19 protein-coding genes and 1 tRNA gene are annotated in these 22,988 nt (G+C 71.2%); 7 read left to right on the top strand and 13 right to left on the bottom strand.

All coding sequences use genetic code 11. From position 1 onward, the window contains the following. Nucleotides 1–3: 3 nt before the first annotated feature. Nucleotides 4–1,545, top strand: a complete 1,542-nt coding sequence (locus OG556_RS25405) for a DEAD/DEAH box helicase (RefSeq protein ID WP_371519652.1) — start codon at nt 4–6, stop codon at nt 1,543–1,545. A gap of 162 nt (nt 1,546–1,707) precedes the next feature. Further along, the gene (locus OG556_RS25400; RefSeq protein ID WP_371519649.1) at nt 1,708–2,088 is read left to right on the top strand and encodes a CBS domain-containing protein; all 381 of its coding nucleotides are present in this window, start codon (nt 1,708–1,710) and stop codon (nt 2,086–2,088) included. 480 nt (nt 2,089–2,568) lie between these two features. Here the strand turns inward: OG556_RS25400 and OG556_RS25395 are convergent, their stop codons facing one another. From OG556_RS25395 to OG556_RS25385, 3 genes are all read right to left on the bottom strand, one after another. Further along, on the bottom strand, nt 2,569–2,850 hold the full coding sequence (locus OG556_RS25395) for a MerR family transcriptional regulator (RefSeq protein ID WP_371522887.1): 282 nt from the start codon (nt 2,848–2,850) through the stop codon (nt 2,569–2,571). Between the two features lie 1,413 nt (nt 2,851–4,263). Beyond that, nucleotides 4,264–4,545: a hypothetical protein gene (locus tag OG556_RS25390; protein ID WP_371519646.1), complete on the bottom strand. Its 282-nt coding sequence runs from the start codon at nt 4,543–4,545 to the stop codon at nt 4,264–4,266. A gap of 260 nt (nt 4,546–4,805) precedes the next feature. After that, nucleotides 4,806–5,228 (bottom strand): Hsp20/alpha crystallin family protein, encoded by a 423-nt coding sequence (locus tag OG556_RS25385; RefSeq protein ID WP_371519643.1) that lies wholly within the window; start codon nt 5,226–5,228, stop codon nt 4,806–4,808. A gap of 724 nt (nt 5,229–5,952) precedes the next feature. On the opposite strand from OG556_RS25385, the gene OG556_RS25380 reads away from it, so the two are divergent. Both OG556_RS25380 and OG556_RS25375 read left to right on the top strand, forming a co-directional pair. Then, entirely contained in the window at nt 5,953–7,110 is a 1,158-nt protein-coding gene (locus OG556_RS25380; protein WP_371519640.1) for a hypothetical protein, read from the top strand. A 48-nt stretch (nt 7,111–7,158) separates the two neighbouring features. Then, on the top strand, nt 7,159–7,581 hold the full coding sequence (locus tag OG556_RS25375; protein WP_371519638.1) for an STAS domain-containing protein: 423 nt from the start codon (nt 7,159–7,161) through the stop codon (nt 7,579–7,581). Here the strand turns inward: OG556_RS25375 and OG556_RS25370 are convergent. The 3 genes from OG556_RS25370 to OG556_RS25360 form a co-directional block, all read right to left on the bottom strand. Beyond that, on the bottom strand, nt 7,563–10,814 hold the full coding sequence (locus OG556_RS25370) for an N-6 DNA methylase (protein WP_371519636.1): 3,252 nt from the start codon (nt 10,812–10,814) through the stop codon (nt 7,563–7,565). The genes OG556_RS25375 and OG556_RS25370 overlap by 19 nt on opposite strands. 257 nt (nt 10,815–11,071) lie before the next feature. Beyond that, entirely contained in the window at nt 11,072–11,455 is a 384-nt protein-coding gene (locus tag OG556_RS25365; RefSeq protein ID WP_371519633.1) for a hypothetical protein, read from the bottom strand. Between the two features lie 195 nt (nt 11,456–11,650). After that, nucleotides 11,651–12,061, bottom strand: coding sequence for a hypothetical protein (locus OG556_RS25360; protein WP_371519631.1), 411 nt, complete (start codon nt 12,059–12,061; stop codon nt 11,651–11,653). 155 nt (nt 12,062–12,216) lie between these two features. Here OG556_RS25360 and OG556_RS25355 point away from each other — a divergent pair, with 155 nt between their 5' ends. Together OG556_RS25355 and xerC are read left to right on the top strand one after the other, a co-directional pair. Continuing rightward, complete coding sequence (locus OG556_RS25355) at nt 12,217–13,353, top strand: hypothetical protein (protein WP_371519628.1); 1,137 nt, start codon at nt 12,217–12,219, stop codon at nt 13,351–13,353. A 678-nt stretch (nt 13,354–14,031) separates the two neighbouring features. Further along, entirely contained in the window at nt 14,032–15,411 is a 1,380-nt protein-coding gene (gene xerC, locus OG556_RS25350; RefSeq protein WP_371522885.1) for a tyrosine recombinase XerC, read from the top strand. Nucleotides 15,412–15,437: 26 nt separating this feature from the next. Here xerC and OG556_RS25345 read toward each other — a convergent pair. The 6 genes from OG556_RS25345 to OG556_RS25320 form a co-directional block, all read right to left on the bottom strand. Next, nucleotides 15,438–15,514 (bottom strand) — tRNA-Pro (locus OG556_RS25345). Between the two features lie 156 nt (nt 15,515–15,670). Further along, on the bottom strand, nt 15,671–17,068 hold the full coding sequence (locus OG556_RS25340) for an MFS transporter (protein WP_371519626.1): 1,398 nt from the start codon (nt 17,066–17,068) through the stop codon (nt 15,671–15,673). Nucleotides 17,069–17,130: 62 nt separating this feature from the next. Next, entirely contained in the window at nt 17,131–17,922 is a 792-nt protein-coding gene (locus OG556_RS25335; protein ID WP_371519623.1) for a DUF1684 domain-containing protein, read from the bottom strand. 181 nt (nt 17,923–18,103) lie between these two features. Next, entirely contained in the window at nt 18,104–18,970 is an 867-nt protein-coding gene (locus OG556_RS25330) for an acyl-CoA thioesterase (protein ID WP_371519620.1), read from the bottom strand. A gap of 221 nt (nt 18,971–19,191) precedes the next feature. After that, nucleotides 19,192–19,836, bottom strand: a complete 645-nt coding sequence (locus OG556_RS25325; RefSeq protein WP_371522883.1) for an alpha-ketoglutarate-dependent dioxygenase AlkB — start codon at nt 19,834–19,836, stop codon at nt 19,192–19,194. Between the two features lie 124 nt (nt 19,837–19,960). Next, nucleotides 19,961–20,377, bottom strand: a complete 417-nt coding sequence (locus tag OG556_RS25320) for a transglycosylase family protein (protein WP_371519617.1) — start codon at nt 20,375–20,377, stop codon at nt 19,961–19,963. A 101-nt stretch (nt 20,378–20,478) separates the two neighbouring features. Between OG556_RS25320 and OG556_RS25315 the strand changes: the two genes are divergently transcribed. Then, nucleotides 20,479–21,363, top strand: a complete 885-nt coding sequence (locus OG556_RS25315; protein ID WP_331744010.1) for an IS982 family transposase — start codon at nt 20,479–20,481, stop codon at nt 21,361–21,363. 312 nt (nt 21,364–21,675) lie between these two features. On the opposite strand, the gene OG556_RS25310 is transcribed toward OG556_RS25315, so the two are convergent. Continuing rightward, the gene (locus OG556_RS25310) at nt 21,676–22,497 is read right to left on the bottom strand and encodes a transglycosylase family protein (RefSeq protein ID WP_371519614.1); all 822 of its coding nucleotides are present in this window, start codon (nt 22,495–22,497) and stop codon (nt 21,676–21,678) included. Nucleotides 22,498–22,988: the final 491 nt, after the last annotated feature.

Raw genomic sequence — 22,988 nt, 5'->3', positions numbered from 1 at the left:
CACATGAACCGCTCCAGCCGCTCCCCGTACCAGAACGCCAACTCCCGCTCCTCGTCCTCCTCCCGCTCCTCGTCCTCCTCCCGCTCCGGCGGCAGCTCCTTCTACGGTGACCGGCCCGCCGGCGGCCGTGGCGGCCGCCAGGGTTCTTCTCCGCAGGGCGAGTTCGCGATGCCGGTGAGCACCACCCCGGCGCTGCCGGCCGTCGAGGCGTTCGACGCACTGGACATGCCGAAGGCCCTGCTCTCCACCCTGACCCGTCAGGGCGTCACCGAGCCGTTCCCGATCCAGGCCGCGACGCTGCCGAACTCGCTGGCCGGACGCGACGTCCTCGGACGTGGACGGACGGGCTCCGGCAAGACCATCGCGTTCGGTCTCGCGCTGCTGGCCCGCACCGCCGGCCGGCGCGCCGAGCCGCGCCGCCCGCTGGCCCTGGTGCTGGTCCCCACCCGCGAGCTCGCCCAGCAGGTCACCGACGCCCTCACCCCGTTCGCCCACGCGGTGCGGCTGCGGATGGTGACCGTGGTCGGCGGGATGTCGATCGGCCGCCAGGCCCACGCCCTGAACCAGGGGGCGGAGGTCGTGGTGGCCACCCCCGGCCGGCTCAAGGACCTGATCCAGCGCGGCGACTGCCAGCTCGACGGGGTCGGCGTCACCGTCCTCGACGAGGCCGACCAGATGGCCGACATGGGCTTCCTGCCGCAGGTCACCGAACTGCTGGAACAGGTCGCCGAAGGCGGCCAGACGATGCTGTTCTCCGCCACCCTGGACCGCAACGTCGACCGCCTCGTGCGGAACTTCCTCAAGGACCCGGTCACCCACTCGGTGGACCCGTCCGCGGCGGCGGTCACCACCATGGAACACCACGTGCTGCACGTGCAGAACTACGACAAGAACGCCACGATCGCCCACATCGCCTCCCGCGACGGCGGCGTCATCATGTTCACCGACACCAAGCACGGCGCCGACCGCCTGGTGGAAGACTTGCTCGCGAACGGGGTGAAGGCCGCAGCGCTGCACGGCGGCAAGTCCCAGCCCCAGCGCACCCGCACCCTGGAGCAGTTCCGCAACGGCCAGGTCACCGCACTGATCGCCACCAACGTCGCGGCCCGGGGCATCCACGTCGACGGGCTCGACCTGGTCGTCAACCTCGACCCGCCGAGCGACCACAAGGACTACCTGCACCGCGGCGGCCGCACCGCCCGGGCCGGGGAGTCCGGCACCGTCGTCACCCTCGTCCTGCCCAACCAGCGCCGCGAGATGGCCCGCATGATGACCACCGCCGCCATCACCCCCGTCACCACCCGCGTCAGCGCCGGCGACGAGGACCTCGCCCGCATCACCGGAGCCCGCGTGCCCACCGGCATCCCCACCACCATCCCTGCGCCCGTCGTCGAACGCCCCCGCCGCAGCACCTCCACCAGCCGCAACCGTCGAGGACGCCCCGCCCGCGCGGCCGGTGACACCCGCGCCACCGCCGCCGGCCGCGACAACCAGGGCTCCTCCGGCCGCCGCCGGGCACCCCGACGCGTCGCCCTCGCCGCCTAGTAGGCAGGTGTGGGCCTGGACCGCCGCCGCGGTCCAGGCCCACACGACTCACCAGCGCGAAACACGAGTCCCGGCCCGCTCCGGCGGACCCCGCCGGCCCTCCCACCGCCGAGGCCCCGACCACCGCCGGCCCCGGCGGAACCGACACCAAGGAGTCCGCCCATGACCCTCACCCTCGAACACCCCGCGACCACCGCCACGGTCGGCGACCTCATGAGACACCCCGAGCTGCAGATCAGCGACGACGTCATGCTCGACATGGCGATCGACATCCTGCAGAGCTCCGGCGCCGACCACCTCCTGGTCCGCGACGACGACGGCCGCTGCGCCGGCCTCCTGACGCGGCGCCACCTCGCCCCGTTCCAGACCCGCACCCGGGCCACCGAGCGCACCCCCGTGCGCGACATCGTCCTCGACCAGGCCCCGTTCGCCACCGCCGACATGCCCGCCGACACCGCAGCCGCCGCCATGCGCGCCCGCGGCCTGGACACGTGGCCGGTGGTCGACCCCGACGGCCACGCCATCGGCCTGCTCAGCTTCTAGGCCCGCCCTGCCGGCGCCGACGCGCCGGCAGTCGCGTGCCCAGGGCGCTGTCCACGACGGCGTTCAGCATTTCGGCCGCTGTCCTGGTCCCGGTCGCCCATCGCGTCGAACACCAGGGCGCCGGTCCCCGGTCGCAGGCGGATGTCGAGGGCAAGGAGTCGGACTCCGCGGGGACCGCCACCGAAGTACTCCTCGCAGCCCCGGTCTCGGGCAGGCCGGGGCCCACGCTGCGGGGCACGCGTCATGACCCGGGCAGAACGGTGGTGGATGAACCCCTGGCGTGCACTTCAACGGGCGGCGTGCCGTCATACCGGGCGGCCTGGAACCGGTCCGCGCCAGTGAGACAGGGGGTTGGGCAGCCTGGCCGTTGGAGAACGGTCGGCCGGCGATCGGGGACTGAGGGGTAGTCGTGTCCCGGGGCGGCCTGCGGTGAGCACGTGTCGCTCACCGCGGACCGGTCTCGTCAGCCTGGCAGGCGGGTCAGGTGTCGGCGGCGGACTCCTGGCCGCGCGGGGAACGGCGGAGCTCTTCGTTGATGCGCAGGGCTTCTTCGAGTTGGTCTTCGAGGATGATGATGCGGCAGGCGGCGTCGATGGGGGTGCCCTGGTCGACGAGGTCGCGGGCGCGCATGGCGATCCGTAGTTGGTAGCGGGAGTAGCGGCGGTGTCCGCCGTCGGAACGCAGGGGGGTGATGAGGCCCTGTTCGCCGAGGGCGCGTAGGAAGCCGGGGGTGGTGCCGGTCATCTCGGCGGCGCGGCCCATGGTGTAGGCGGGGTAGTCGTCGTCGTCGAGGGAGTCGGGGGTGTGCGGTCGGATGGTTGCCGTGGTCACTGCACCTCTTCTTGTTGTTGTGTCCGGGGACGCGCTGAGGGGCCCCGGGGCCGAAGTGGCTCCCGGGGCCCCGAAGGGTTTTACACCATCTACCGGCTCTGGGCCGGGTTCCTTATGTCCGCGTCGCCCCGGGGGAGGGGGTGTGCGGGGATCGCGTATGCGTGACCGGAAACCACCGTCCTTGCCTTGGGGTCTTCGGATTCCGCCCGGGCGACTTCCTCACGGGCCGGGCGATCCTGATGGCGCGCTGTCCCCTCCATTCATCCTCTGTACTGGCCTGGTACTGCGAACTGCTTGGTACTGCGGAACTGCTTGTACTTCGAACTGCGTGGTAGTGCCAACCACTCGGTACTGCTGTGGCGGTCCTTGCGGTCCACCGGGTCCGGCAGCCAGCCCCGTCGCCCGTCCTGCTAACCACTTGGCTTGGAACCCCACTGCCGGACTCCCAGCGCGCGCGCCCGCAGTCTGGGCGCCTTCACCGGGATACCGCGTACTTCGACTGCTGGTACTGCCCAACTCGACTTCACACTGCTGGTACTGCGCTTACCGAACTGCGGTACTGCTCGGTGGCGACCCCTGATGCCTGCGGGCCACCTGGCCCGGCCGCCAGTCCCGTCGCCGTCCTGCACCTGCCGTGGCTCCGGGACTCCGCTACCGCGCCGCTGTTGCGTCACTACTTCACGCCCACCTGCTCGGCGCGTCCTGCGTCCTTCTCACCTACGGGTACTGCTCCTGCTGAACTGCGGTACCGCTGGGCGGCGGCCCCTGATACCTGCGGGCGCCCGGCCCGGTCACCGGTCATGTCGCCTTACTGCACCATCCCTGGCTTCAGGACCCTGCAACCGTTCCTACCTGCGAACTTCTGTACTGCTGCCCGCCAGTTCGTGTCTGGCGGGTACCGCTGACCTCGTCTACGAGAGAAACATTAACCACGGTGCGCGGCAATGTCTACTCCATCGGGCACAGATTTTTCGGTGCCGGTCGAGGAGGTAGTCTTCGCCCCGCACGGGGTGAGGCGGCCGGTCGCCGCAGCCGCGCAAGGACGGAAGACGCCGCGCCCAGCGGCCAGGACCACAAGTTAACGGGAGGCGAGCGGTGGAAGGGCCGCAGGCCGCGCGGCAGGTGCGCACCCCCGACCCCCATACCCAGGCGTCGCTGGCGGCGGCCATAGGCGAAGCAGTCCGAGACCGGGACGAGCGGGGCCTCCGTAGGCTTCTGGCCCGCTTCGCCGAACAGGCCGCCATCACGGACCTGCCCGCCCTGCGCGACGCCATCGATGCCCCCCACGACGATGACAGTCCGCCGCGGGCCCGATAGGCCCAGCCGGCCCGCCGCATTCCTGAATCAGAAGGCGCGGACAGCGGCATCACAGGTCAGGCAGACGTATCCGGCCCAACGCGGCGGATGCCACCCCTGCCCCGGCCGTTCCGGGCTCCATCGCTCGACCACCATCGCGCCGGTGTCCATTCCGCACGCGGTCGAAGGCCCCGGGCCACCGGGGGCATCCGGATCCGAGAGAGCGGCGTGGACCCGGCACACCGACAGGACGTCCACCGGATCACCGCCCACCCCCAGGATGCGCGCGTCCAACGGCTCGACCAGCTCCAGCAGAACCACGATCCCCATGGGTCAACCGTGCGCGCCCAAGGCCGCGCACGCGACCGCACCCGGGCAAGGGCGGCCGGCCGGCCGGCCAGCCGTGGACCACGCCGGCACCCCGCTGGCGGCCCGCCGTACGGGCCCGGACCGGAAGGGGGGTCCGGGCCCGTACGAACGGGTCCGCTCGCGCCCAGGGTGCTCGCCGGTGTCGGCGAGCGACACCCGGCAGGGCGGCGGCCGGTCAGCGGCAGGGACTGGGAACGAACCTCCAAGCCGCGCCGCCAGGGTCAGGCGGAGATGGCCTCGCGTTCGGCCTTGGCCGTGATGGTGATCTTGCGGGGGCGGGCCTTTTCGCCGATCGGCACGCGCACGCTCAGCACGCCCTGGTCGTAGTCGGCCTCGATCCGGTCGGTGTCCAGTGCATCGCTCAGGAGCACCTGCCGGGAGAACCGGCCCAGTACCCGCTCGTCCGCCAGCACCTGCGCACCCTGCGGGAGCCCGGACGCGCGCTCCGCGCGCACGGTCAGCACGTTGCGCTCCACGTTCAGGTCAACGGTCTGCGGGTCGATGCCCGGCAGATCCAGGCACAGTACGAACACCTCGCCGTCGCGGTAGGCGACCAGCGGCATCCCTGCCGGCTGGGAGACTGTGCCGACCGGCTGCGGAGGGAGCCGGTCGAGGTCGCGCAGGGAGTTGGTACGCATCAGCAAGGGGGATCAGCTCCTCACAGTCGTGAACGGCCACGGGTGCCCACGGACGGCATGGCGCCGGGCCTGCCCAGCCCTGCTCTCCCGCCCGGGCACCTCGACGAGAAAGTTATAGCGCCACCAAAGCTTTCTTGACAAGATGGCACTCAACTTTGGCGAGCCTTCCAAGCGCCACCTTCAGCGCACTGCCAGCCTGCGGCCAGGGCCCCAGTGAGGACGGGGCAGGCAGTCGAGTCGCGCCGCCGAGACCAGTCCGCGCCAACCGCGGACCCACGACCTGGCCACCCTGCGCAACCTGGCGATTACTCGACAGCACAGACACCTCAACATCGCCGTCGACCCCGTCCCTACGGGTCCTTCACGCGCCTATCGGAGATGTCCGCGGGCTTATGCATAAAGTCAGTGCCGCCAGCGACAGGCCGTGTAGCTGGCACTCAACGTCACCGGCATCCCGCCCTCGCACGCCTCCGGCCGGCTCTCACCTCTGTACCAGCGGAGCTGCGGCACGCCGACGGCCACGACGGCCCCAAGTGGTCGCGCTGAACTCGGGACCGCGCCCCTTGCTCGACCCTGCCCGACCGACATCAGCCCCCCTTCCCCAATCACCACGTCCATCCCACCCGGCAGGTCAACCGGGCCCAGGGCACCTCCAGCCGCGACGCCCCGGTCGCCTGCCAGTGCGTCAGAATGGCGAACGGCCATACGGTGCACAGCAATACCATCGGAGGTGCAGCCCAGGACGCGCTACAGCGTCGACCTTCACCGACGTGAGTTGATCGCCTCCTGGGGAACCGGCGAGGGCGACCTCGCTACCCGCATCGCGGCCCTCCCCGACGGCGCAGGCACGTCCACGCTGCTGGGCCTGGCCCGTACCCTCAGCCAGCTGTCGGACGCTGCGTGGCGCACCTACACCCGCCCCGCGAGCGCCGCCCCGTCGCTGGAGCCCAACTCCGAGGGCCGGCGCCGCGAGGAGGAGCGCAAGGCCTTCGCCGAGGTCGCCGGTGCGATCACCGGACCGAATCTCCCGAGCGGCGGCGCGATGGTCGTCTCCTACAGCCACCTCACCGAATCCGCCAACCGGATCGGGCGTGCCCTGCACGACCTCGACGACTCCGACCTCACCAAGGCCGTCCTCACCGAGAGCGCCACCGAGCTCGCCGCTGTGGAGAGCGCAGAGCTCGGCGACCTCACCGGCCGCGCCCAACAGGCCGTCCTCCTCAGCCGCGAGGACGCCTCCCCCGTCCAGGTCGCCGCCGCCGACCACCTCCTGCAGCAGAACCCCTTCGGCCCCGCCGAACTCTTCCTGGCCGTCGACCCCACCGCCACTGCCGTCGCCGCAGCCCACTGCCTCGCCGCCGCGGCCGAGGTCGCCGCCGAAGTCTCCGGCGAACACCCCACCCAAGTTGTCCTCGAAGCCGACAACATCGAGGCTCTCCCCCACAAAACCCCCACCCTCGTCCTCGGCCTCATCGCCGACGGCGCCACCCCGCACCAGGCCGTCACCGGCCTCGTCCGCCACGCCATGCACATCACCGACGGCGTGCTCCCCGACCCCACCGCCCTGCGCGAACAGCTCCACGACCTCGAAGAGACCCTCGGCGACTACACCGACGAGGACGAACCCGACCTCGAGGACATCGAGCTGCGCCTGACCCCGCTCGACCCCAAGCGCCCCGCCCGCGACCTCCTCGAAGACCTCCTCGCCGGCATCCACGGCTGCTGGCTCCTCCACAGCGAGCACGCCAGCCTCGACACGGACGAAGACCTCGGCCGCGCCGAGGACTGGGACGACGAACAGGCCGAGGAACACCAGCGACGCAGCCGCGACCGCTTCGCCCAGCGCGTCCGCGAGACTGCAGCTCAGCACCACGACCGCCTGATCTGACCGGCCCGCCCGGCAGTAGGACCGGGCCTGCCTCCTACCAGGTCTCCCTTGAGCACTGGCCAAGGGAGACCCGCACCGCCGGTAGACCCGTCCCCGCCGCGCACGCTGTCCCATGAGCTTCCAGGGGCAGTCGGCGACCTCGACCAAGACACCGCGCCGCTGCTGGAGGCAGCCGTGGAGAACGCCACCGGCCTGCCCACCCTCCAGGGGGAGCTGGTGGTGGACATGTCCCGCGTCGCGTTCTGCGACTCCGGCGGCCTCAGCGCCCTCATCCGCGCCCACCTGCGGGCCCGCGAAGCAGGCGCGCAGCTCCACCTGCTCCGACCGACCGAACCGGTCGCCGCCCTGCTGCGCCGTACTGGTGCGGCCCGGGTGCTGAGCAGTGGAGAGCTGCGGCCGCGAACTCCCATCGGCAAGCCAGTGCCAAGCCCAGCTGACGGAGCAACTCGCCGCTACTGGGGCAGGTCGTAGGTGATCTCCAGCGAATGCTCCTCCAGGCTGCGGAGCGTCAACTGGCCGTCCCGGACCTCATTGAGCAGGAAGAGCTCCCGGGTCCGACACTCCTCGCACAGGCTGACGGCGGCGAACGGCCAGAGGTCGACCGGAGCCCCGTGCGGTGCACTGTCCACGTAGATGCGGTCGGGCCGCAGCGGCTGGGTGCTCGACCGCTCGAACGGCTCCCAACTCGGATGGCTGCCCCTTAGCCGGAGCCCGACGATCCGGTACGAGCCCTCGTCGAGGTACTCGCACCGCTCCACCCAGTCCCAGTGTGCCCCGGAGAGCCAGCTGACCGCGCTGATCGCCCGCACCACGTGCGGTTCCAGCCGCTCGACGTCCTCCGCCAGTTGATGGCTGGCGCGGACACCGTGGGCGTGGTGCGAGGTGTTCCTGAAGTCCTTGATGTGGCCCAACAGGGCGCGTGCGTTACCCCGGTCGCGCACGGTGGCGAGCTGTTGAACGCGGGGCGCGATGCCCTCGGCCTCCAACCGGTCTAGGAGCCAGAGCCAGGTACCGAAGGTAGCGCCGGTCCGGAACTGCTTGCGCAGGTTCCTGGAGAAGCCGTTCGACGCTGCGAGCTCGGTGAGCGCCAGCACGCCCAGCACCCGGGCAAGGCCCTCGCCCAGCTTGAGCAGTCCGTCCTTCCGCTCCGCCGGGTGTGTACTGACCCGGTACCGACGGGACAGCGCGGCGACATGGTGCGGAAAGCTCCACTCGGCGCGCCAGATCGGGTCGTCCAGCGGCCGCACGAGTTCGCCGATCAGGCCGGCCTCGTGGGCGGCGAACCTGATCTCGTTCCGAACGCCTTGGACGTCCCGCTCGCCGCTGCCGAAGACATTGGGCAGGATTCCCGACATCGTGGTCCGCAGTGCGCGCCGCCCCTCCTGCACGGTCTCCAGGAGGCTCTCCACCTCGCTGTCGGTCACCAGGTCGACGGGGACGTGCGTGTCCAGCAGATCGCGGGCGCTGGGGTACTGGCCGTTGTCCTTGCGGGAGTTCAGCCACTCGCAGAGCGCCTGGCCGCTGCCGCGCAGCGGCTGCAGCACGAAGAGGGAGGTCGCCGCCTCACCGAAGCCCTGCGGCAGCAGGCGCCAGTTGCCCGGCCGTCCGACGAGCATGCCGCCCGAGCACAGGGTCAGCGACGTCCCATCCTCCGGAGCGTCGGGGAGCTCGACGGCCGAGTCCGCCTCGTGGAGGTCCTGGGCGCGCAGGTGCTTGGGCCGGTCGGCGCCGTCCTCCTGTTCCCCGCTCTGCGGCGGGTTGACCCGGGTGGTCTCCAGCCGCGCGAGGTTGCGCAGCAGTTCGAAGTCGCCGTCGAGTTCCGGCCGGTAGAAGAGCGCGGGTGGAATCTCGCAGCCCACCCGTGTCCTGCTGTCGTCGATCCAGGCGTCCGGAGCGGTCGGGTGCACTTCGCGTCGGAGGTGGTCGCTCGGATCCACCTGCAGCGGCAGGTGGACGAACTCGCGCAGCTCGGAATCCGGCTCGTACGCCTCGCCGATCCGCTGCGGCTCTCCGTCGCCGTCGCGCACGCCGACGGCCTTGCGGACCGCTGCCTCGAAGACCTTCCCGCGCGGCCAGCTCACGCCGGCCGAGGCGACCGCCCCGCGCAGCGCCGTGACGGCCTCTTGGCCCCTCGTCCACGTCGAGCCGACCAGCGGACGCAGGGCGGCCACCAGGGCGGCGGGATCGCGGGTCTTCTGCATCATGCGCGATTCGGCGAGCCGAGTCAGGACCTCCTCGGACAGTTCGTACCGGAGCCGCAGCGGTCGTTCGATTGTGACCCGCTGGTACATCAGTTCGTCGGTGGAGACGATGCGGACCCGGTCGTCCGGCTGCTGGGCGGGGTCGGCGGACAGGGTGTCCAGGTAGAGCCCGGTGATCTCGGCGATCTGGTCCGACGTGATGTAGTTGCGCTTCGAGCCGATGGAACGGCGCATCCGCTGGTACTGGTCCTGGGCGTTGAGCAGCAGCACCTGGCCCCTGCGCTGTGCCGGCTTGCGGTTGCTGAGGACCCACAGGTAGGTGCTGATGCCGGTGTTGTGGAAGAGGTGCTCGGGCAGCGCGACCACGGCCTCGAGCCAGTCGTTCTCCACGATCCACCGCCGGATGTCCGATTCGCCGGACCCCGCGGCCCCGGCGTACATCGGGGAGCCGTTGAAGAGGACCGCGATCCGGCTGCCGCCCTCGCCCGAGGCGCTCACCGGCTTCATCTTCGCCAGCATGTGCTGCAGGAAGAGCAGTGAGCCGTCGTTGATCCGAGGAAGACCGGCCCCGAAGCGGCCCGCGAAGCCGAGCTGCTCGTGCTCCGACCGGACCGCGTACACACTCTTCTTCCAGTCGACGCCGAACGGCGGATTGGCGAGAAGGTAGTCGAAGGCGGTTCCTTGGTGCCCATCCTCGGCGAAGACGTTCCCGAAGGCGATCGTCGAGGCCCGGCGGCCGCTGGTCAGCAGGGTGGAACGGGAGATCGCCCATGACTCCCGGTTGATCTCCTGACCGTACAACGTGATGTCTGCCCCGGGGTTCATCAGCGCGATGTACGAAGCCGCCTCAGTCAACAGGCCAGCCGTCCCGCAGGCCGGATCAAGGATGGTGCGGACGGCGTGCGGCGACGCCAGGAGGTCCGAGTCTGCGGAGATGAGGAAGCCGGCCATCAGGTGGGCGACATCCCGGGGGGTGTAGTGCTCCCCGCTCGACTCGTTGCTGCTCTCCGCGAACCGGCGCACGAGCTCCTCGAAGAGGTCCTTCATGTGGTCGTCGGTGATCATCTGCCCCAGGTCAATCGAGGCGAACTGCTTGACGACGGGGTAGAGGAGTCGTGCCTGGTGCAGGCGGGCGACGGTCCGCTCGAACTCGAAGCCGTCCAGCAATTCCCTGACGTTCCGGGAGTACCCGGCGACATGGCCCAGGAGCACCCGGTCGGCGTTCTCCGGATCGCTGAGCACGCTCTCCATGGAGAACCGGCTGAGGTTGTAGAAGGGCCAACCCGAGGCCGCCGTCAGGCGCTGCTCCCGTTCCTGCTCGCCGTCGGTGCGCTCGGCCTCGTCGAGCACCGCCGGCCGGCTCGGTGCCAGCAGGCAGTCCAGCCGGCGCAGCACCGTGAACGGCAGGATCACCCGCCCGTACTCGGAAGGCTTGAAGTCGCCACGCAGTAGGTCGGCCACCGACCAGACGTGCTTGGACAGATGTCCGGTGCCGTCACTCATGCTGTCCCCCGCAGGCCGGTGCCTTTCATGGGACTGATCATCCCACGGCGTGCGGCCGGGCCCACGAGGAGTACGGGGCGCCGACATACTGGTGGCAGCACGCGGAGACCCGGGTGCTGCCACCGTCGTCGGCCGTCCCCGCCCGATCCCCGCGCTTGGCTGCCAGGAGACAGCCTGACTCAGATCACCCACGGCGACCAGGTCAGATGGCCGCCAGAAACTCGACTCTTTCGGATGTTCCAACCGGGGGTGAGGAGTTACAAGAAGACGATGTACAGCTCGTCCGCGGCTGCGGCCCGAGTGGAACGCAGCAGGCGCAGATGATCCGCGGTGAGCGGCTGGCGTCCGTGGACCGGGGTGTCGTCGAAGATCCCGGGCCGAATCGGGCTCGCCGAAGGTACGGGCACGGTGGGGGCTGGCCTGTCCTGGTGGGCTTGGCAGTCGAGGCCGTGGGAGCGGGACAGGAGCCGGTCGGCGATGAGCCGTGACACGCGCAGGGTGAGGGTGCGGCCCACCCAGTCGGCGTGGGCGAGGTGGGTGATCAGCACGCCGGTCGTCCAGTCGTCGAGGTCACGGAGGAAGCCGTGCTCGCGCCAGGGCGGCGCGGTGTCCTCCTTGACCTCGGGCAGGCGTACGGTCACCTGCTGCAGAGCGGTGCACTCCTCGGATGCGGCCGCTTCCCGGGCCTGGTTCTCCCAGGTGGCGACGACTTCGTCGACCGCGGCGCGGGTTGCGGCGGGGTAAAGCCCACCTCCAGCCGCACCCGCTCCCGACGCTGTTGCTCCTGGGCAGTGAACCCGCCCTCTGCAACCAGCGGCTTGGCCGGCCGGTCCGGCTCAGAAGTCCCTGAACACCCCGTCCTGGTCGACGGCACGGGCGAAATCGTCGAAGTCCATGTTCGCGATCGACAGGTTGTTCTCGATCCCCCAAAGCTCCGCGGCGACAACCCGGATGAAGCGCCCCGGCTCACCCCACAGGTCCACGACGACGACCGGCAGCTCGGCCGAGCCGAGCGCCACCGTGTCCGCCAGGACGAGCAGCGGGTGCCGATAGTCGCTCGGCAGCAGGTTTCTTACCTCGGCGCAGGTCGCACCCGCGAAGCGGGGATCGTCCACGAGCTCGACGTCGGGAAGGAACCCGTATTCGTTCGGGGTGGCCAGGACCTTGCGCAGACGCTCCCACGAAGCGGGGCCGGAGAAGTCGGTACGCACCACCAACGTGGCCGAACTGCTGGGAAGTTGAGTCACGGGACGACCGTACCGCGAAGGAACCGGACCACTCCCGATCGATTCCGCCCGCTGCCGGGCCGAAGGCCTGCGCCCGCGCCTCCGACTCCCGCCGGTCGGTCACAATGGGCCCGCACGGCGACCGAGCACCGCGGCAGTCCTGGAGGTAGGGATTCGTGACCCGCTACAGCGTCGACCCCGAGCGGCACGAGCTGCTCGCCACCTGGGGAACCGGTGAAGGCGACCTCGCCACTCGGGTGGCCTCCTTCCCGGCCGGGGCCGAGGCCTCCGTTCTCCTGCGCCTGGCCCGCGCGCTCAGCCACCTGTCCGACGCCGCCTGGCGCACCTACACCCACCCCGCCAGCGCCGCCGCCTCCCAGGAGTCCGGCTCCGAAGGCTGGCGCCGTGAGGAGGAGCGCAAGTCCTTCGACGAGGTCCCGGGCGCCATCGCCCGGCCCAACCTTCCCCAGGAGGGCATGCTCGACGTCTCCTACAGCCCGCTGGTCGAATCCGCCCACCGCGCCGGCCGCGCCCTGCACGGCCTGGACGACCGGAAGCTCACCGACGCCGTCCTCGCCGAGGCCGCCATCGAGCTCGCCGCCGTGGAGAACGCCGAGCTCGGCGACCTCACCGGCCGTGCCCGCCAGGCCGTCCTCCTCAGCCGCGAAGGCGCCTCCCCCGTGCAGGTCGCCGCCGCCGACCACCTCCTCGAACAGGACCCCTTCGGCCCCGCCGCACTGTTTTCCGAGATCGACCCCACCGCCGCGGCCGTCGCCGCCGCACACTGGCTCGCGGCCGCCGCCGAGGTCACCGGCCACTCCCCCATCACCGTGTTGCTCGAAGCCGACGACATCGAAGCCCTGCCCCACGAAACCCCAACCCTCGTCCTCGGCCTCATCGAAGCCGGCGTCTCGCCCTACGACGCCGTCACCGGCCTCGTACGCCACGCCCTCCACGTCGCCGACGGCCTCCTCCCCGACCCCGCAGGCCTGCGCGAACACCTCGAAGACCTCGACGACGACCTCGCCGACCACACCGGCCCGGACACCGACCCCGAGGACACCGGCCTGCGCCTGACCCCTCTCGACCCCAAACGCCCCGCCGTCGACCTCCTCGAAGACCTCCTCGCCGGCATCCACGGCTGCTGGCTCCTCCACGAGGAGTACGACGAACTGGACGACGAGGACACCAATGCCGACGAGGCGGAGGACGGGGACGACGAACCGGCCGAGCGGCACCAGGACCACAGCCGCGAACGCTTCGCCCACCTCGTCCGCGAAGCCGCAGCCGTCCACCGCGACCGGCTCACCTGACCGGCCGCCGAGACCGCCTGCCCGGACACACGACGCATCCCTCGACAATCACCCAGGGTGACAGCGGAGGGCTCTGGCCACCGCGCCTGTCGGCAGCTCCGCGTGACAGCCGTCGACCTGTCGGCAACGGCACGTCCGCCCCAGGCCGTCGACACCCGCCCTCGAACCCCGGCCGATATTACTCAGCGTGACCATCATGGCATGCATGCCTGACGTACAATCAGGTCCGGGAATTCCGCATCCCCGAAAAGCGGCCGCAATTCTGCCTCCTCCGAAACGGCCCGAGCGGCCCCGCGGGCGGGGAATGAGAGATCCATTCCCTGCCGATATCCGGAGGAATTCGATAAAATCAGAGCACCTCAGAATCACTCGCAGCCGGCCTCCGGCCGCACCGCAGTCGGCGTCGCACCCCGGACCCTCCCACACCCGAGAGCATCCGTCCGGTCGCCATCAGCGACGACACGTCCGGACGCCAGAGTTCCGGACATGATCCACAAGGCTGCGAGCCACCGAAGGGAGCCGTAGGCAATCTGAGCGCAGGTCAAGGGATCACACCAGGCCAGAGGCCCTGAAAGCCTCTGGTGGTCGCACGGTGGTCCCATCGGCAGCCGCAGTGCGCCCGCACGGGACGAAACTGGAAAGGCCAACCCGACCACGACCCTGCGTGAAGTGATCATCATGCGCTCCTCCGCCAAGCGCGGCCGCGTCTACCGCCGCTGCGGCTGCCGCGACCAGCACCGCAAACAGCTCGGCGCCCGCTGCCCCCTCCTCGCCGCCGACCCCCACCACGGCACCTGGACCTTCGCCGTCGACAGCCACACCGCCATCGACGGCAAGCGCCACACCATCCGCCGCGGCGGCTACCTCAAGAAGAAGGCCGCGAAAAAAGCCCTGCACCGCTACCTCGAAGGCGAACGCACCGGCATCCCCCGCGACCCCGACCAGAGCGTCGCCGACTACCTCGACGACTGGTTCCACGCCAAACAGGCCGAACTGAAGCCCACCACCGCCTCCCACTACCGCAGGTACGTGTACGACGACCTCATCCCCGCCTTCCGCACCATCCGCCTCGACGACTTCCGCCGGCCCCACATCCGCACCTTCGCCGACCACCAGCTCGCCCACGGCCGCGGAAGGGTCACCGTCCACCGCATGCTGTGCACGCTCTCCAGCGCGCTCGGGGACGCGGTCCGGGCCGGCCGCCTGCGCCGCAACGTCGGTCGGCCCCTGGTCCTCCGCCGGCCGCGCCGCGCCGACCGCATCGAGTGGACCGTCGACCACGCGGCCACGTTCCTGCGCTACGCCCACGGCGCCGACCCCCTGATCGCCGACCTCGCCGAACTGCTCATCGGCTCCGGCATCCGCAAGGGCGAGGCCCTGGCCCTCCACGAGGACGACGCCTACCTCGACAAGCGCTTCATGTACATCCGCTGGACTCTCTCGGCCATCGACAACACCGAACTCGTCTTCACCGAACCCAAGACCCGTTCCAGCCGCAACTGGGTCGCCCTGTCGGACCGCGCCACCGCAGCGATCGCCCACCGCCTCGCCCCCGACACCTTCCGCGGCCCCAACCCCGCTCCCGGACACGGCCTGGTCTTCCACCGCCACGGCCGCCCGCTCCACCCCTCCTACGTCCTGCGCCGATTCCACCGCCTCTGCCGCGAAGCCGGCGTCCCCGTCATCGGCGTCCACGACCTGCGCCACCTCGCCTGCGCCCTGGCCATGGACGAACACGTGCCGCTGCCCATCGTCTCCAAGACGCTGCGGCACTCCACCTTCTCCACCACCGTGGACGTCTACCACTACCTGACCATCCAGGCCGTCCGCGAAGCCGTCGACGCCATCAACCACTCCCTCGACCAGGCCGACCACAACGCCCTGCACGGCAACCACGCAGCCCGAATCCCCCGCAGCCCCCGCGCACCACGTCTGACCACCCAGCAGACACGGAAAACGACACAACGTCGCCAACCGGCGCCCCGGCCAACCCCCCGGGACCACACTGCGACCACCAGCCGACGAAACATCAAAAAGGCCGCTTCCACCTTTCGGTGAAAGCGGCCTACGACCTGCGAAAACGCTGGTCGGGACGACAGGATTTGAACCTGCGACCCCTTGACCCCCAGTCAAGTGCGCTACCAAGCTGCGCCACGTCCCGTGGTCTCGGTGCCCGGTAGCGGGGCCTGGGGGGCTCTGCTGTGGGCTTCTCGACCTTGTCTCCGGTTGTCCCGGCGACGTGGAAAACAATACAGCACGTGGAGGGGTGCTCGCTGCCGGGTTGGGCGTGGGTGGGTCAGGGGCGGGTCGGGGTGGGTCAGGGGGTGGGGTGGCGGGCGTCGTAGGTGAGGAAGGCGGGGCGGCGGGCGGCGAGGAGGAGGACGGCGGCGACGCAGGCAAGGCCGCCGGTGATCACGGAGGTGGCGGGGTTGGTGAGGGCGGCGACGGCGCCGGACTCGAAGTCGCCGAGGCGGGGCCCGCCGGCGACGACGACGATGAAGATGCCCTGGAGGCGGCCGCGCATCTCGTCGGGGGCGGCGACCTGCATCATCGTGTTGCGGAAGATCATGCTGACGGTGTCGGCGCAGCCGGCGACCGCGAGCAGGAGGAGGCCTAGCCAGAGGTTGTGGAGGGCGCCGAAGGCGGCGATGGCGAGGCCCCAGGCGGCGACGGCGACGAGGACGGCGGCGCCCTGGCGGTGGATGCGGCCGACCCAGCCGGAGAAGAGGGCGCCGGTGAGGGCGCCGACGGCGGGGGCGGCGACCAGGAGGCCGACGGTGCGGGCGTCGCCGCCGTAGAAGGTGACCGCGATGGCGGGGAAGAGGGCGCGCGGCATGCCGAAGATCATCGCGGCCAGGTCGGCGAGGAAGCTGGTGCGCAGGTTGGGCTGCTCGCGCAGGAAGCGGAGGCCGTCGAGGACGGAGGCGCGGCCCTTGCGGTCGCCGAGCGGGCGCATGGCGGGCAGGCGCCACATCGCGTAGAGGGTGCCGGCGAAGGCGACGGTGTCGACCAGGTAGGCGGCCTGGGTGCCGTAGGCGCCGATGAGGACGCCGCCGAGCATGGGTCCGACGGTGAGGCCGAGGTTCATGCTGACGGTGTTCAGCGCGTTCGCCGCGGGGAGCTGGTGGCTGGGGACCAGCCTGGGGATCATCGCGGAGCGGGCGGGCGAGCTGAGGGCGAAGAAGCCGGCCTGGGCGGCGACGGCGGCGTAGAGGACGGCGACCTGGCCGAGGCCGGCCAGTGCCTGTACGGCGAGGACGGCGGAGACGGCGGCGAGCCCGGCCGAACCGATCAGGCCGAGCTTGCGCCGGTCGACGGTGTCGGCGATCGCGCCGCCGTAGAGGCCGAAGGCGACGAGCGGGAAGAAGGAGAAGAGGCCGACCAGGCCGGTCGCGAAGGCGGAGCCGGTCTCGTCGTAGACCTGGACGGAGACGGCGACGGCCGTCATCTGCTGGCCTATGGAGGAGACCGCCTGCCCGAACCAGACCCGGCGGTAGTCGGGGTGGTCGCGCAGCGGGCTGAGGTCGGCGAAGGCCCGCCGGTACCAGGGAAGGGCCGTGGTACCGGCCGGCGGAGCGGAGGCGTCGGAGGGAGGCTCCTCCGCCGGAGCAGCGGCAGCGGCAGCGGCCTCGGCGGCATCGGGCGCCGGGGCAGGGGCAGGCGTCGGGGCGGGGTCGGACGCCGGGGCTGGATTGGCAGGATGATTGGTCGACACAACCCTCCATGCTCCGCCCCGGCCTCCCCGCTCCCCGCACCGGGGCCGGGCAGCGGCCCGTCCTACCTGGTCAGGACCTGCTTCTCCCCCGCCTCCACCGCGAAGTCGAGCCGGTTGCCCGGCGGCGGGAACGGGCAGATGAAGTGGTCCGCGAAGGCGCACGGCGGCAGGTAGGCCCGGTTGAGGTCGAGGACGGTGCGGCCGTCCGCGTCCGGGGCGGGGAGGGTGATGAAACGGAACCGGTAGGTGTCGGTGCCGCTGGTCGCGTCCGCGATGACGCCGGTGAGGCGGTCGCCGGAGCGGGTGACGGTCAGCGTGCGGTGCTCGCCGGCGACGGTGAAGGCGATCTGCCCGGTGACGGCGAGCGGGCGCTCCTTGCCGTCCGCGTTGGGGACGAGCACGGACTGGGCGCCGTCCTCCTCGAACGGGGTGAAGACGGCGGGGACGGCCCACTCCGGCGAGTACGGGTAGGCGGAGATGCCCGCGAAGGCCGTCCGGCGCGGCGCGGCCGGGTCGAAGACCCGCAGGGCGAGCTCGCCCTCGCGCTCGATCGGGACGAGCAGGACGTCGCCGAGGGTGGCGGTGTCGGCGGCCGGATCGGTGTCGGGGCGGAGCAGCGCCTCGCCGTCGACCGGGCCGTCGGCGCCGCCGACGGTGATGCCGTCCGCGGCCACCGCCCGGACCCGGACGCCCTCGGCGTCGGCCCACCAGCGCCCGGGCAGGCCGACGATCTCGGCGGGTTCGGGCTCCAACCAGTGCGTGCCGGTGAGTGCGAGCTGGCCGTGTGGCGCGCTCACCGACGCCGCCCGGCCGTCACTCCAGTGCTTCCAGTCCTCCGCGGCCGTCGCCGTCATCGGTACACCCTCCCACTGCGGTCCTCGGACGGCCCGCTGTTCGGGCCGTCCCACTCGGTCACCCACCACAACGCCGCACGCCCGGACGGATCATTCCCGCCTGTCGGAACCGCCACAGAGCGGCCACAGGACGGCAACACGGCGTCACGACGGCAACACCACGGACACGACGCCCGCACCGTCAGCTGCCGGCGCCCAGCGGCCGGAACAGCCCCTCCTGCATCACGGACACCACCAGCCGCCCGCTCCGGTCGAAGATCTGCCCGCGCGCGAGGCCGCGCCCGCCGTGGGCGATCGGGGACTCCTGCTGATACAGCAGCCAGTCGTCCGTACGGAACGGGCGGTGGAACCACATCGCGTGGTCCAGCGAGGCCATGTCGAAGTGCCGGGTGCCCCAGAGCGGCTCGACGGGGGCGCGGACGGCGTCGAGCAGCGTCATGTCGCTGGCGTAGGTGAGGGCACAGACGTGGATCAGCGGGTCGTCCGGCAGCGGGCCGTCCGTCCGCAGCCAGACGCCGCTGCGCGCCTCGACCCCGGCCAGCTCCTCCTTCGTCCAGCGCAGCCGGTCGACGTAGCGGATGTCGAAGGGCTGGCGGCGGCTGATGAACGGGGGGAGTTCGCCGAGCCGGGAACCGACCTCCTCCAGCGCGCTGGGCAGGTCCTCGGGCGCGGGGACGTCCGGTATGGGGTGCTGGTGCTCGATGCCGCCCTCTTCGGGGCGGTGGAAGTCGGCGGTGAGGGCGAAGATCGGCCGACCGCCCTGGATGGCGAGCACCCGGCGCGTGGTGAAGGAGCGACCGTCGCGGATCCGGTCGACCTGGTAGACGATCGGCACGCCGGGCACCCCGGGGCGCAGGAAGTAGGCGTGCAGCGAGTGGACCGGGCGGTCGCCGTCCACCGTGCGCCCGGCCGCGACCAGCGCCTGCCCGGCGACCTGGCCGCCGAACGTCCGCTGCAGCGCCTCCTCGGGACTGCGCCCGCGGAAGATGTTCAGTTCGATCTGCTCCAGGTCGAGCAGGTCGACAAGGTCGTCGACGGGGGTACCCATGCGTGCGCTTCCTCTCCAGGCCCACGGCCCCGGCGGAGGTCTTCCGCCCGGCTCCGGCGCCCGTCCTGATCGAATTCTCCAACCCACTCGAATTCTCCGGCGACCGGGGTCATTCCCACTTGCCGGGCCGAAGGAGCCGATTCACTCGAACGAGTAAGCGATCGGCGATCGAGCAGTAACGGAGAGGAGCGGTCACCAGGCGGACGAACGCCCGCCCGGGCTCAGGCCTCCCCCGCCGCCAGCCCCGACTGCCGCACGGTGATGTTGAGCCGGCCGACCAGACCCAGCGCCGGATCCGCGGTGCCGGGCAGCGTGCGCACCACGCCGTGGTACGCGAACCGGGCCGGGCCGCCGAACACCAGCAGGTCTCCGCTGCGCAGCTCCAGGTCGGTCCACGGGCGGGTCCGGGTCTCGGTGTTCCCGAGCCGGAACACGCAGGCGTCGCCGAGCGAGAGCGAGACCACGGGCGCGTCGGTCCGCTCGTCGCGGTCCTGGTGGAGGCCCATCTTCGCGCCGTGCGGGTAGTGGTTGACGAGCGCGATGTCGGGTTCGTACGACGCGGCACCGGCGATCTGCCGGGCGTCCGTCCCGTAGGCGTCGGCGACGGCCCGGCGGGCGAGGAGGTCGAGTTCGGGCGGGAACGGCTTGACGGGCGTGCCGTCCTCCGCGTCCCTCCGATAACCGTACGGATACCAGTGCCATCCGAGACTGACCATCCGTACGGACATCATCCCGCCGGTGGGCATCCGCACGGCGTGCAGGCCGGCCGGTGGGCGGGCCCACTCCCGGCAGGCGGCGACCAGGCGCAGCTGGGCATCGGCGTCCAGCCAGCCGGGGAGGAGGACGGCACCGGGGGCGGGCTCCACGCGCCCGCGCGCGGCAGCGGACCCCGACCGCCCGCCCGGGGCGGCACCGGGCAGGTCACCGAACAGTTCGCCCTGGATCACCCCACCATCCTCCCGCACCGCCACGGCCGAAGCCCGGCCGGCCTCAGGAACCCGGACCGCCACCAGGGCTCGGGCTGCCGCCGGAGGTCGGACTGCCGCCGGGGGCCGGCGATCCGCCGATCAGCCCCAGCTCCCGCGCGCAGTCCGGCCACGCCTCCCAGCCCTGCCGTCGGAGGATCTCCTCGCCGACCGTCGTCTGCTCCCGGCGGCTCGCGTGGTCCGGCCGGTCGGCGAAGCGCAAGCCGCCCGCGAGCTCCCAGGTGGGCGGCCAGATCTGCAGGCCGCCGTAGTAGCCGTTGCCGGTGTCGGCCTGCCAGTCGCCGCCGCTCTCGCACTCGGCGAGGCCGTCCCACACGACGTCCGCGACCCGGACCGCCGCACCGGCCCGCTCCCAGGGGATCGCCGCCGACCCCGCCAGCAGCACCACGGCGACGCCCAGCCGAAGTACGACCCGGCACATACGCTCATCACACGGAGGCGGCACAGCAGCCGACCCTAGATGAATGAGTCCGATTGTTGGGCTGGCCGCGACCATGACGAAGGGTGCCCGTTGGTTGGTTTGTGAAGACGAACCTGGACACCCTTCTGACGGCACTGTACGTGTTCATCGACGATCACATGGCCCCTCGTCACCGGATCGGGCGACCTCCGAGGCTCTCGGATGCGGAACTGCTGTGCCTGGCCGTGGCGCAGGTACTGCTCGGCTTCCCGTCGGCGAGGCACTGGCACCGCTTCGCGAGTGGCCGGCTGCGGCACCTGTTCCCGTACCTGCCGGGGCAGTCCGGCTACAACAAGCGTCTGAACGCGGCCGGCCCGCTCATCCCGCAGGTCGTCGGCGCACTGGCCCGGCAGGTGCCGACCTGGCACGACGACCTGCGGCTGATCGACTCCACGCCGCTGCCCTGCGCGGCCTCCCGTGAGACGGTCAAGCGCTCGGCCCTGGCCGGCACCGCCGGGTACGGCTACTGCGCCAGTCACTCCCGCTTCTTCTGGGGTCTGCGGCTCTACCTGTTGACCACGGCCGAGGGCATGCCGGTCAGCTGGTGCCTGGCCAACCCGAAACTCGGCGAGCGCGAGGTCATGGAGGCCATGCTCGGCCGTGACCGACACCTCGTGCGCCGGGGCCAGGTGATCCTCGGCGACAAAGGCTTCGCCGGAGCCGCGTTCGAGGCCTTCGTCACCGACGAGCTCGGCGCGCACCTGGTCCGGCCCGACCGCAAGGGCGAGCCTGCCCGATTCGGCAGGCTCGCCCGCGTCCGCCAGTGGATCGAGGCGGTCATCGACACCCTCAAGGGCCAGCTCAGTCTCGAACAGCACGGCGCACGAACCGAGGCCGGCGTCTTCGCCCGCACCGGTCAACGCCTGCTCGCCCTCGCCGCCGCGATCTGGCACAACTGGAACACCGGCGCCGCGCTCAAGCGCTCACTCATCGCCTATGACCACTGAGGACATCGGACTCATTCATCTAGGCCGGCCGCCGCATGACCCTCCCCAACGACACTCCGAACGCGCCGAACGGGCCAGAAACACCGGAAACGCCAGAAGCACCGGAAACGCCAACGGCCGCTCCCCCGCACAGCGGAGAAGCGGCCGTGGTACCAGCACAGCGCCGGGGCCGGGAGGCCCGCTGAACCGACCTCAGGCCGGGGACGTCGGACAGTCGACATCAGGCGGCAGACCCCGGAGAGCCGGTGTCAAACCCTCAGCTGCCCGAACACTCAGCGACTCAAAGGCTCAGCTGATCAGAGGCTCAACTGATCAGACGCTCAGGGTCTGGCCCGGGAGGATCAGGTCGGGGTTGCCACCGATGACCTTGGCGTTGTTCTTGTACAGGTCGTGCCAGTCCAGGCCCTGCGCGGCGGCGATCGAGCTCAGGGTGTCACCGGACTTGACGGTGTAGCTGTCGCCCTTGGCCGGCTTGGCGTCGTTCGAGCCGGTCCAGCCCTTGGCGCCCTTGGCGGCGTCGTTCTTCGGCGCGGCCTTCGGCGCGACGTCAGCCTTCGGCGCAGCGGCGGCCTTCGGGGCGGCGGCCTTCGGCGCGACATCGGCCTTCGGCGCAGCGGCGGCCTTCGGGACCTGGGTCTGCGCCGGCTTGGCGGCCGGGGCAGCCGGCTTGGCGGCGGTCGAACCGGCAGCCGAACCAGCGGTCGAACCGGCCGAGGTGTCGACGGCCGCCGGGGCGCCGCCCTTGGTCAGGCCGGCCTTGACGGAGCACACGGGCCAGGCGCCCGGGCCCTGCGAGGCGAGGACCTTCTCGGCGACGGCGATCTGCTGCGCCTTGGTGGCCTGGTTGGCCTGCGAGGCGTAGGCGGTGCCGCCGAAGGCGGCCCAGGTGCTGGAGGTGAACTGCAGTCCGCCGTAGAAACCGTTGCCGGTGTTGATGGCCCAGTTGCCGCCGCTCTCGCACTGGGCGACGGAGTCCCAGGTGGAGACGGAGGCGGCGGAGGCCGAGGTGGCCGTGACGAGGCCGGCCACCGGCAGGGCCGCGACAGCGGCGCCCGCCACGACGGCCATCCGGACGCGGTTGCGCTTGGTGGCCGTGGAGGTGGTGGCAGCGGCGGTCTCGTGACGGAAGGTCATGGGGTTCCTCTCGAAAGCCCCGGGCGGGCATGCGGAACCAGGCCCTGGGGAGGGCCGCGTTCACTTGCCGCGTCCGTCGGGCGACCGTGCACGTGTCGGACGTGCCGCTTGCCGCCCCGGCCACCCAGCCGCTCACCGGCGACCTGTTCGAGCGATCGCGTCGGCGGGCACCTGCCGCATCCGGCGGGAAGCCGGAGGGGCGGTGCGTCGGGGGTGAACCCGGGTGGCGCTCGTTGCGCCGCCAATGAAGCTACGAGCCGGTCGGCGGGGAAACCAAAACTCCACCGGTCTGCCCAGCTCAGCCAAGGGTTACCGGCGGTAATGACCACACAATCCCGCCCGAAATGCCCGTTTTAGCCATCGATTCGTAGATCAAACATCACGGCGGCGTGACTCACCTCACCGTTTCATTCCGGCAGGCCTGCCACCGACATCGACACATTGCGACCACGAGAACACGCGGCGCGGTCGGATCAGAGGCAATTCCCGTC

The sequence above is a fragment of the Kitasatospora sp. NBC_01300 genome (assembly GCF_041435235.1).
GTDB lineage: Bacteria > Actinomycetota > Actinomycetes > Streptomycetales > Streptomycetaceae > Kitasatospora.
Note: the sequence above shows the minus strand (reverse complement) of the source record. Positions and strands in the feature narration are given on the sequence as shown.

What these genes read in the sequence shown, in the direction of transcription:
- OG556_RS25400 (WP_371519649.1), top strand. Translation starts at nt 1,708, where the DNA reads ATGACCCTCACCCTCGAACACCCCGCGACCACCGCCACGGTCGGCGAC.
- OG556_RS25335 (WP_371519623.1), bottom strand. Translation starts at nt 17,922, where the DNA reads ATGACGGCGACGGCCGCGGAGGACTGGAAGCACTGGAGTGACGGCCGG.
- OG556_RS25390 (WP_371519646.1), bottom strand. Translation starts at nt 4,545, where the DNA reads ATGGGGATCGTGGTTCTGCTGGAGCTGGTCGAGCCGTTGGACGCGCGC.
- OG556_RS25405 (WP_371519652.1), top strand. Translation starts at nt 4, where the DNA reads ATGAACCGCTCCAGCCGCTCCCCGTACCAGAACGCCAACTCCCGCTCC.
- OG556_RS25370 (WP_371519636.1), bottom strand. Translation starts at nt 10,814, where the DNA reads ATGAGTGACGGCACCGGACATCTGTCCAAGCACGTCTGGTCGGTGGCC.
- OG556_RS25320 (WP_371519617.1), bottom strand. Translation starts at nt 20,377, where the DNA reads ATGTGCCGGGTCGTACTTCGGCTGGGCGTCGCCGTGGTGCTGCTGGCG.
- xerC (WP_371522885.1), top strand. Translation starts at nt 14,032, where the DNA reads ATGCGCTCCTCCGCCAAGCGCGGCCGCGTCTACCGCCGCTGCGGCTGC.
- OG556_RS25395 (WP_371522887.1), bottom strand. Translation starts at nt 2,850, where the DNA reads ATGGGCCGCGCCGCCGAGATGACCGGCACCACCCCCGGCTTCCTACGC.
- OG556_RS25310 (WP_371519614.1), bottom strand. Translation starts at nt 22,497, where the DNA reads ATGACCTTCCGTCACGAGACCGCCGCTGCCACCACCTCCACGGCCACC.
- OG556_RS25330 (WP_371519620.1), bottom strand. Translation starts at nt 18,970, where the DNA reads ATGGGTACCCCCGTCGACGACCTTGTCGACCTGCTCGACCTGGAGCAG.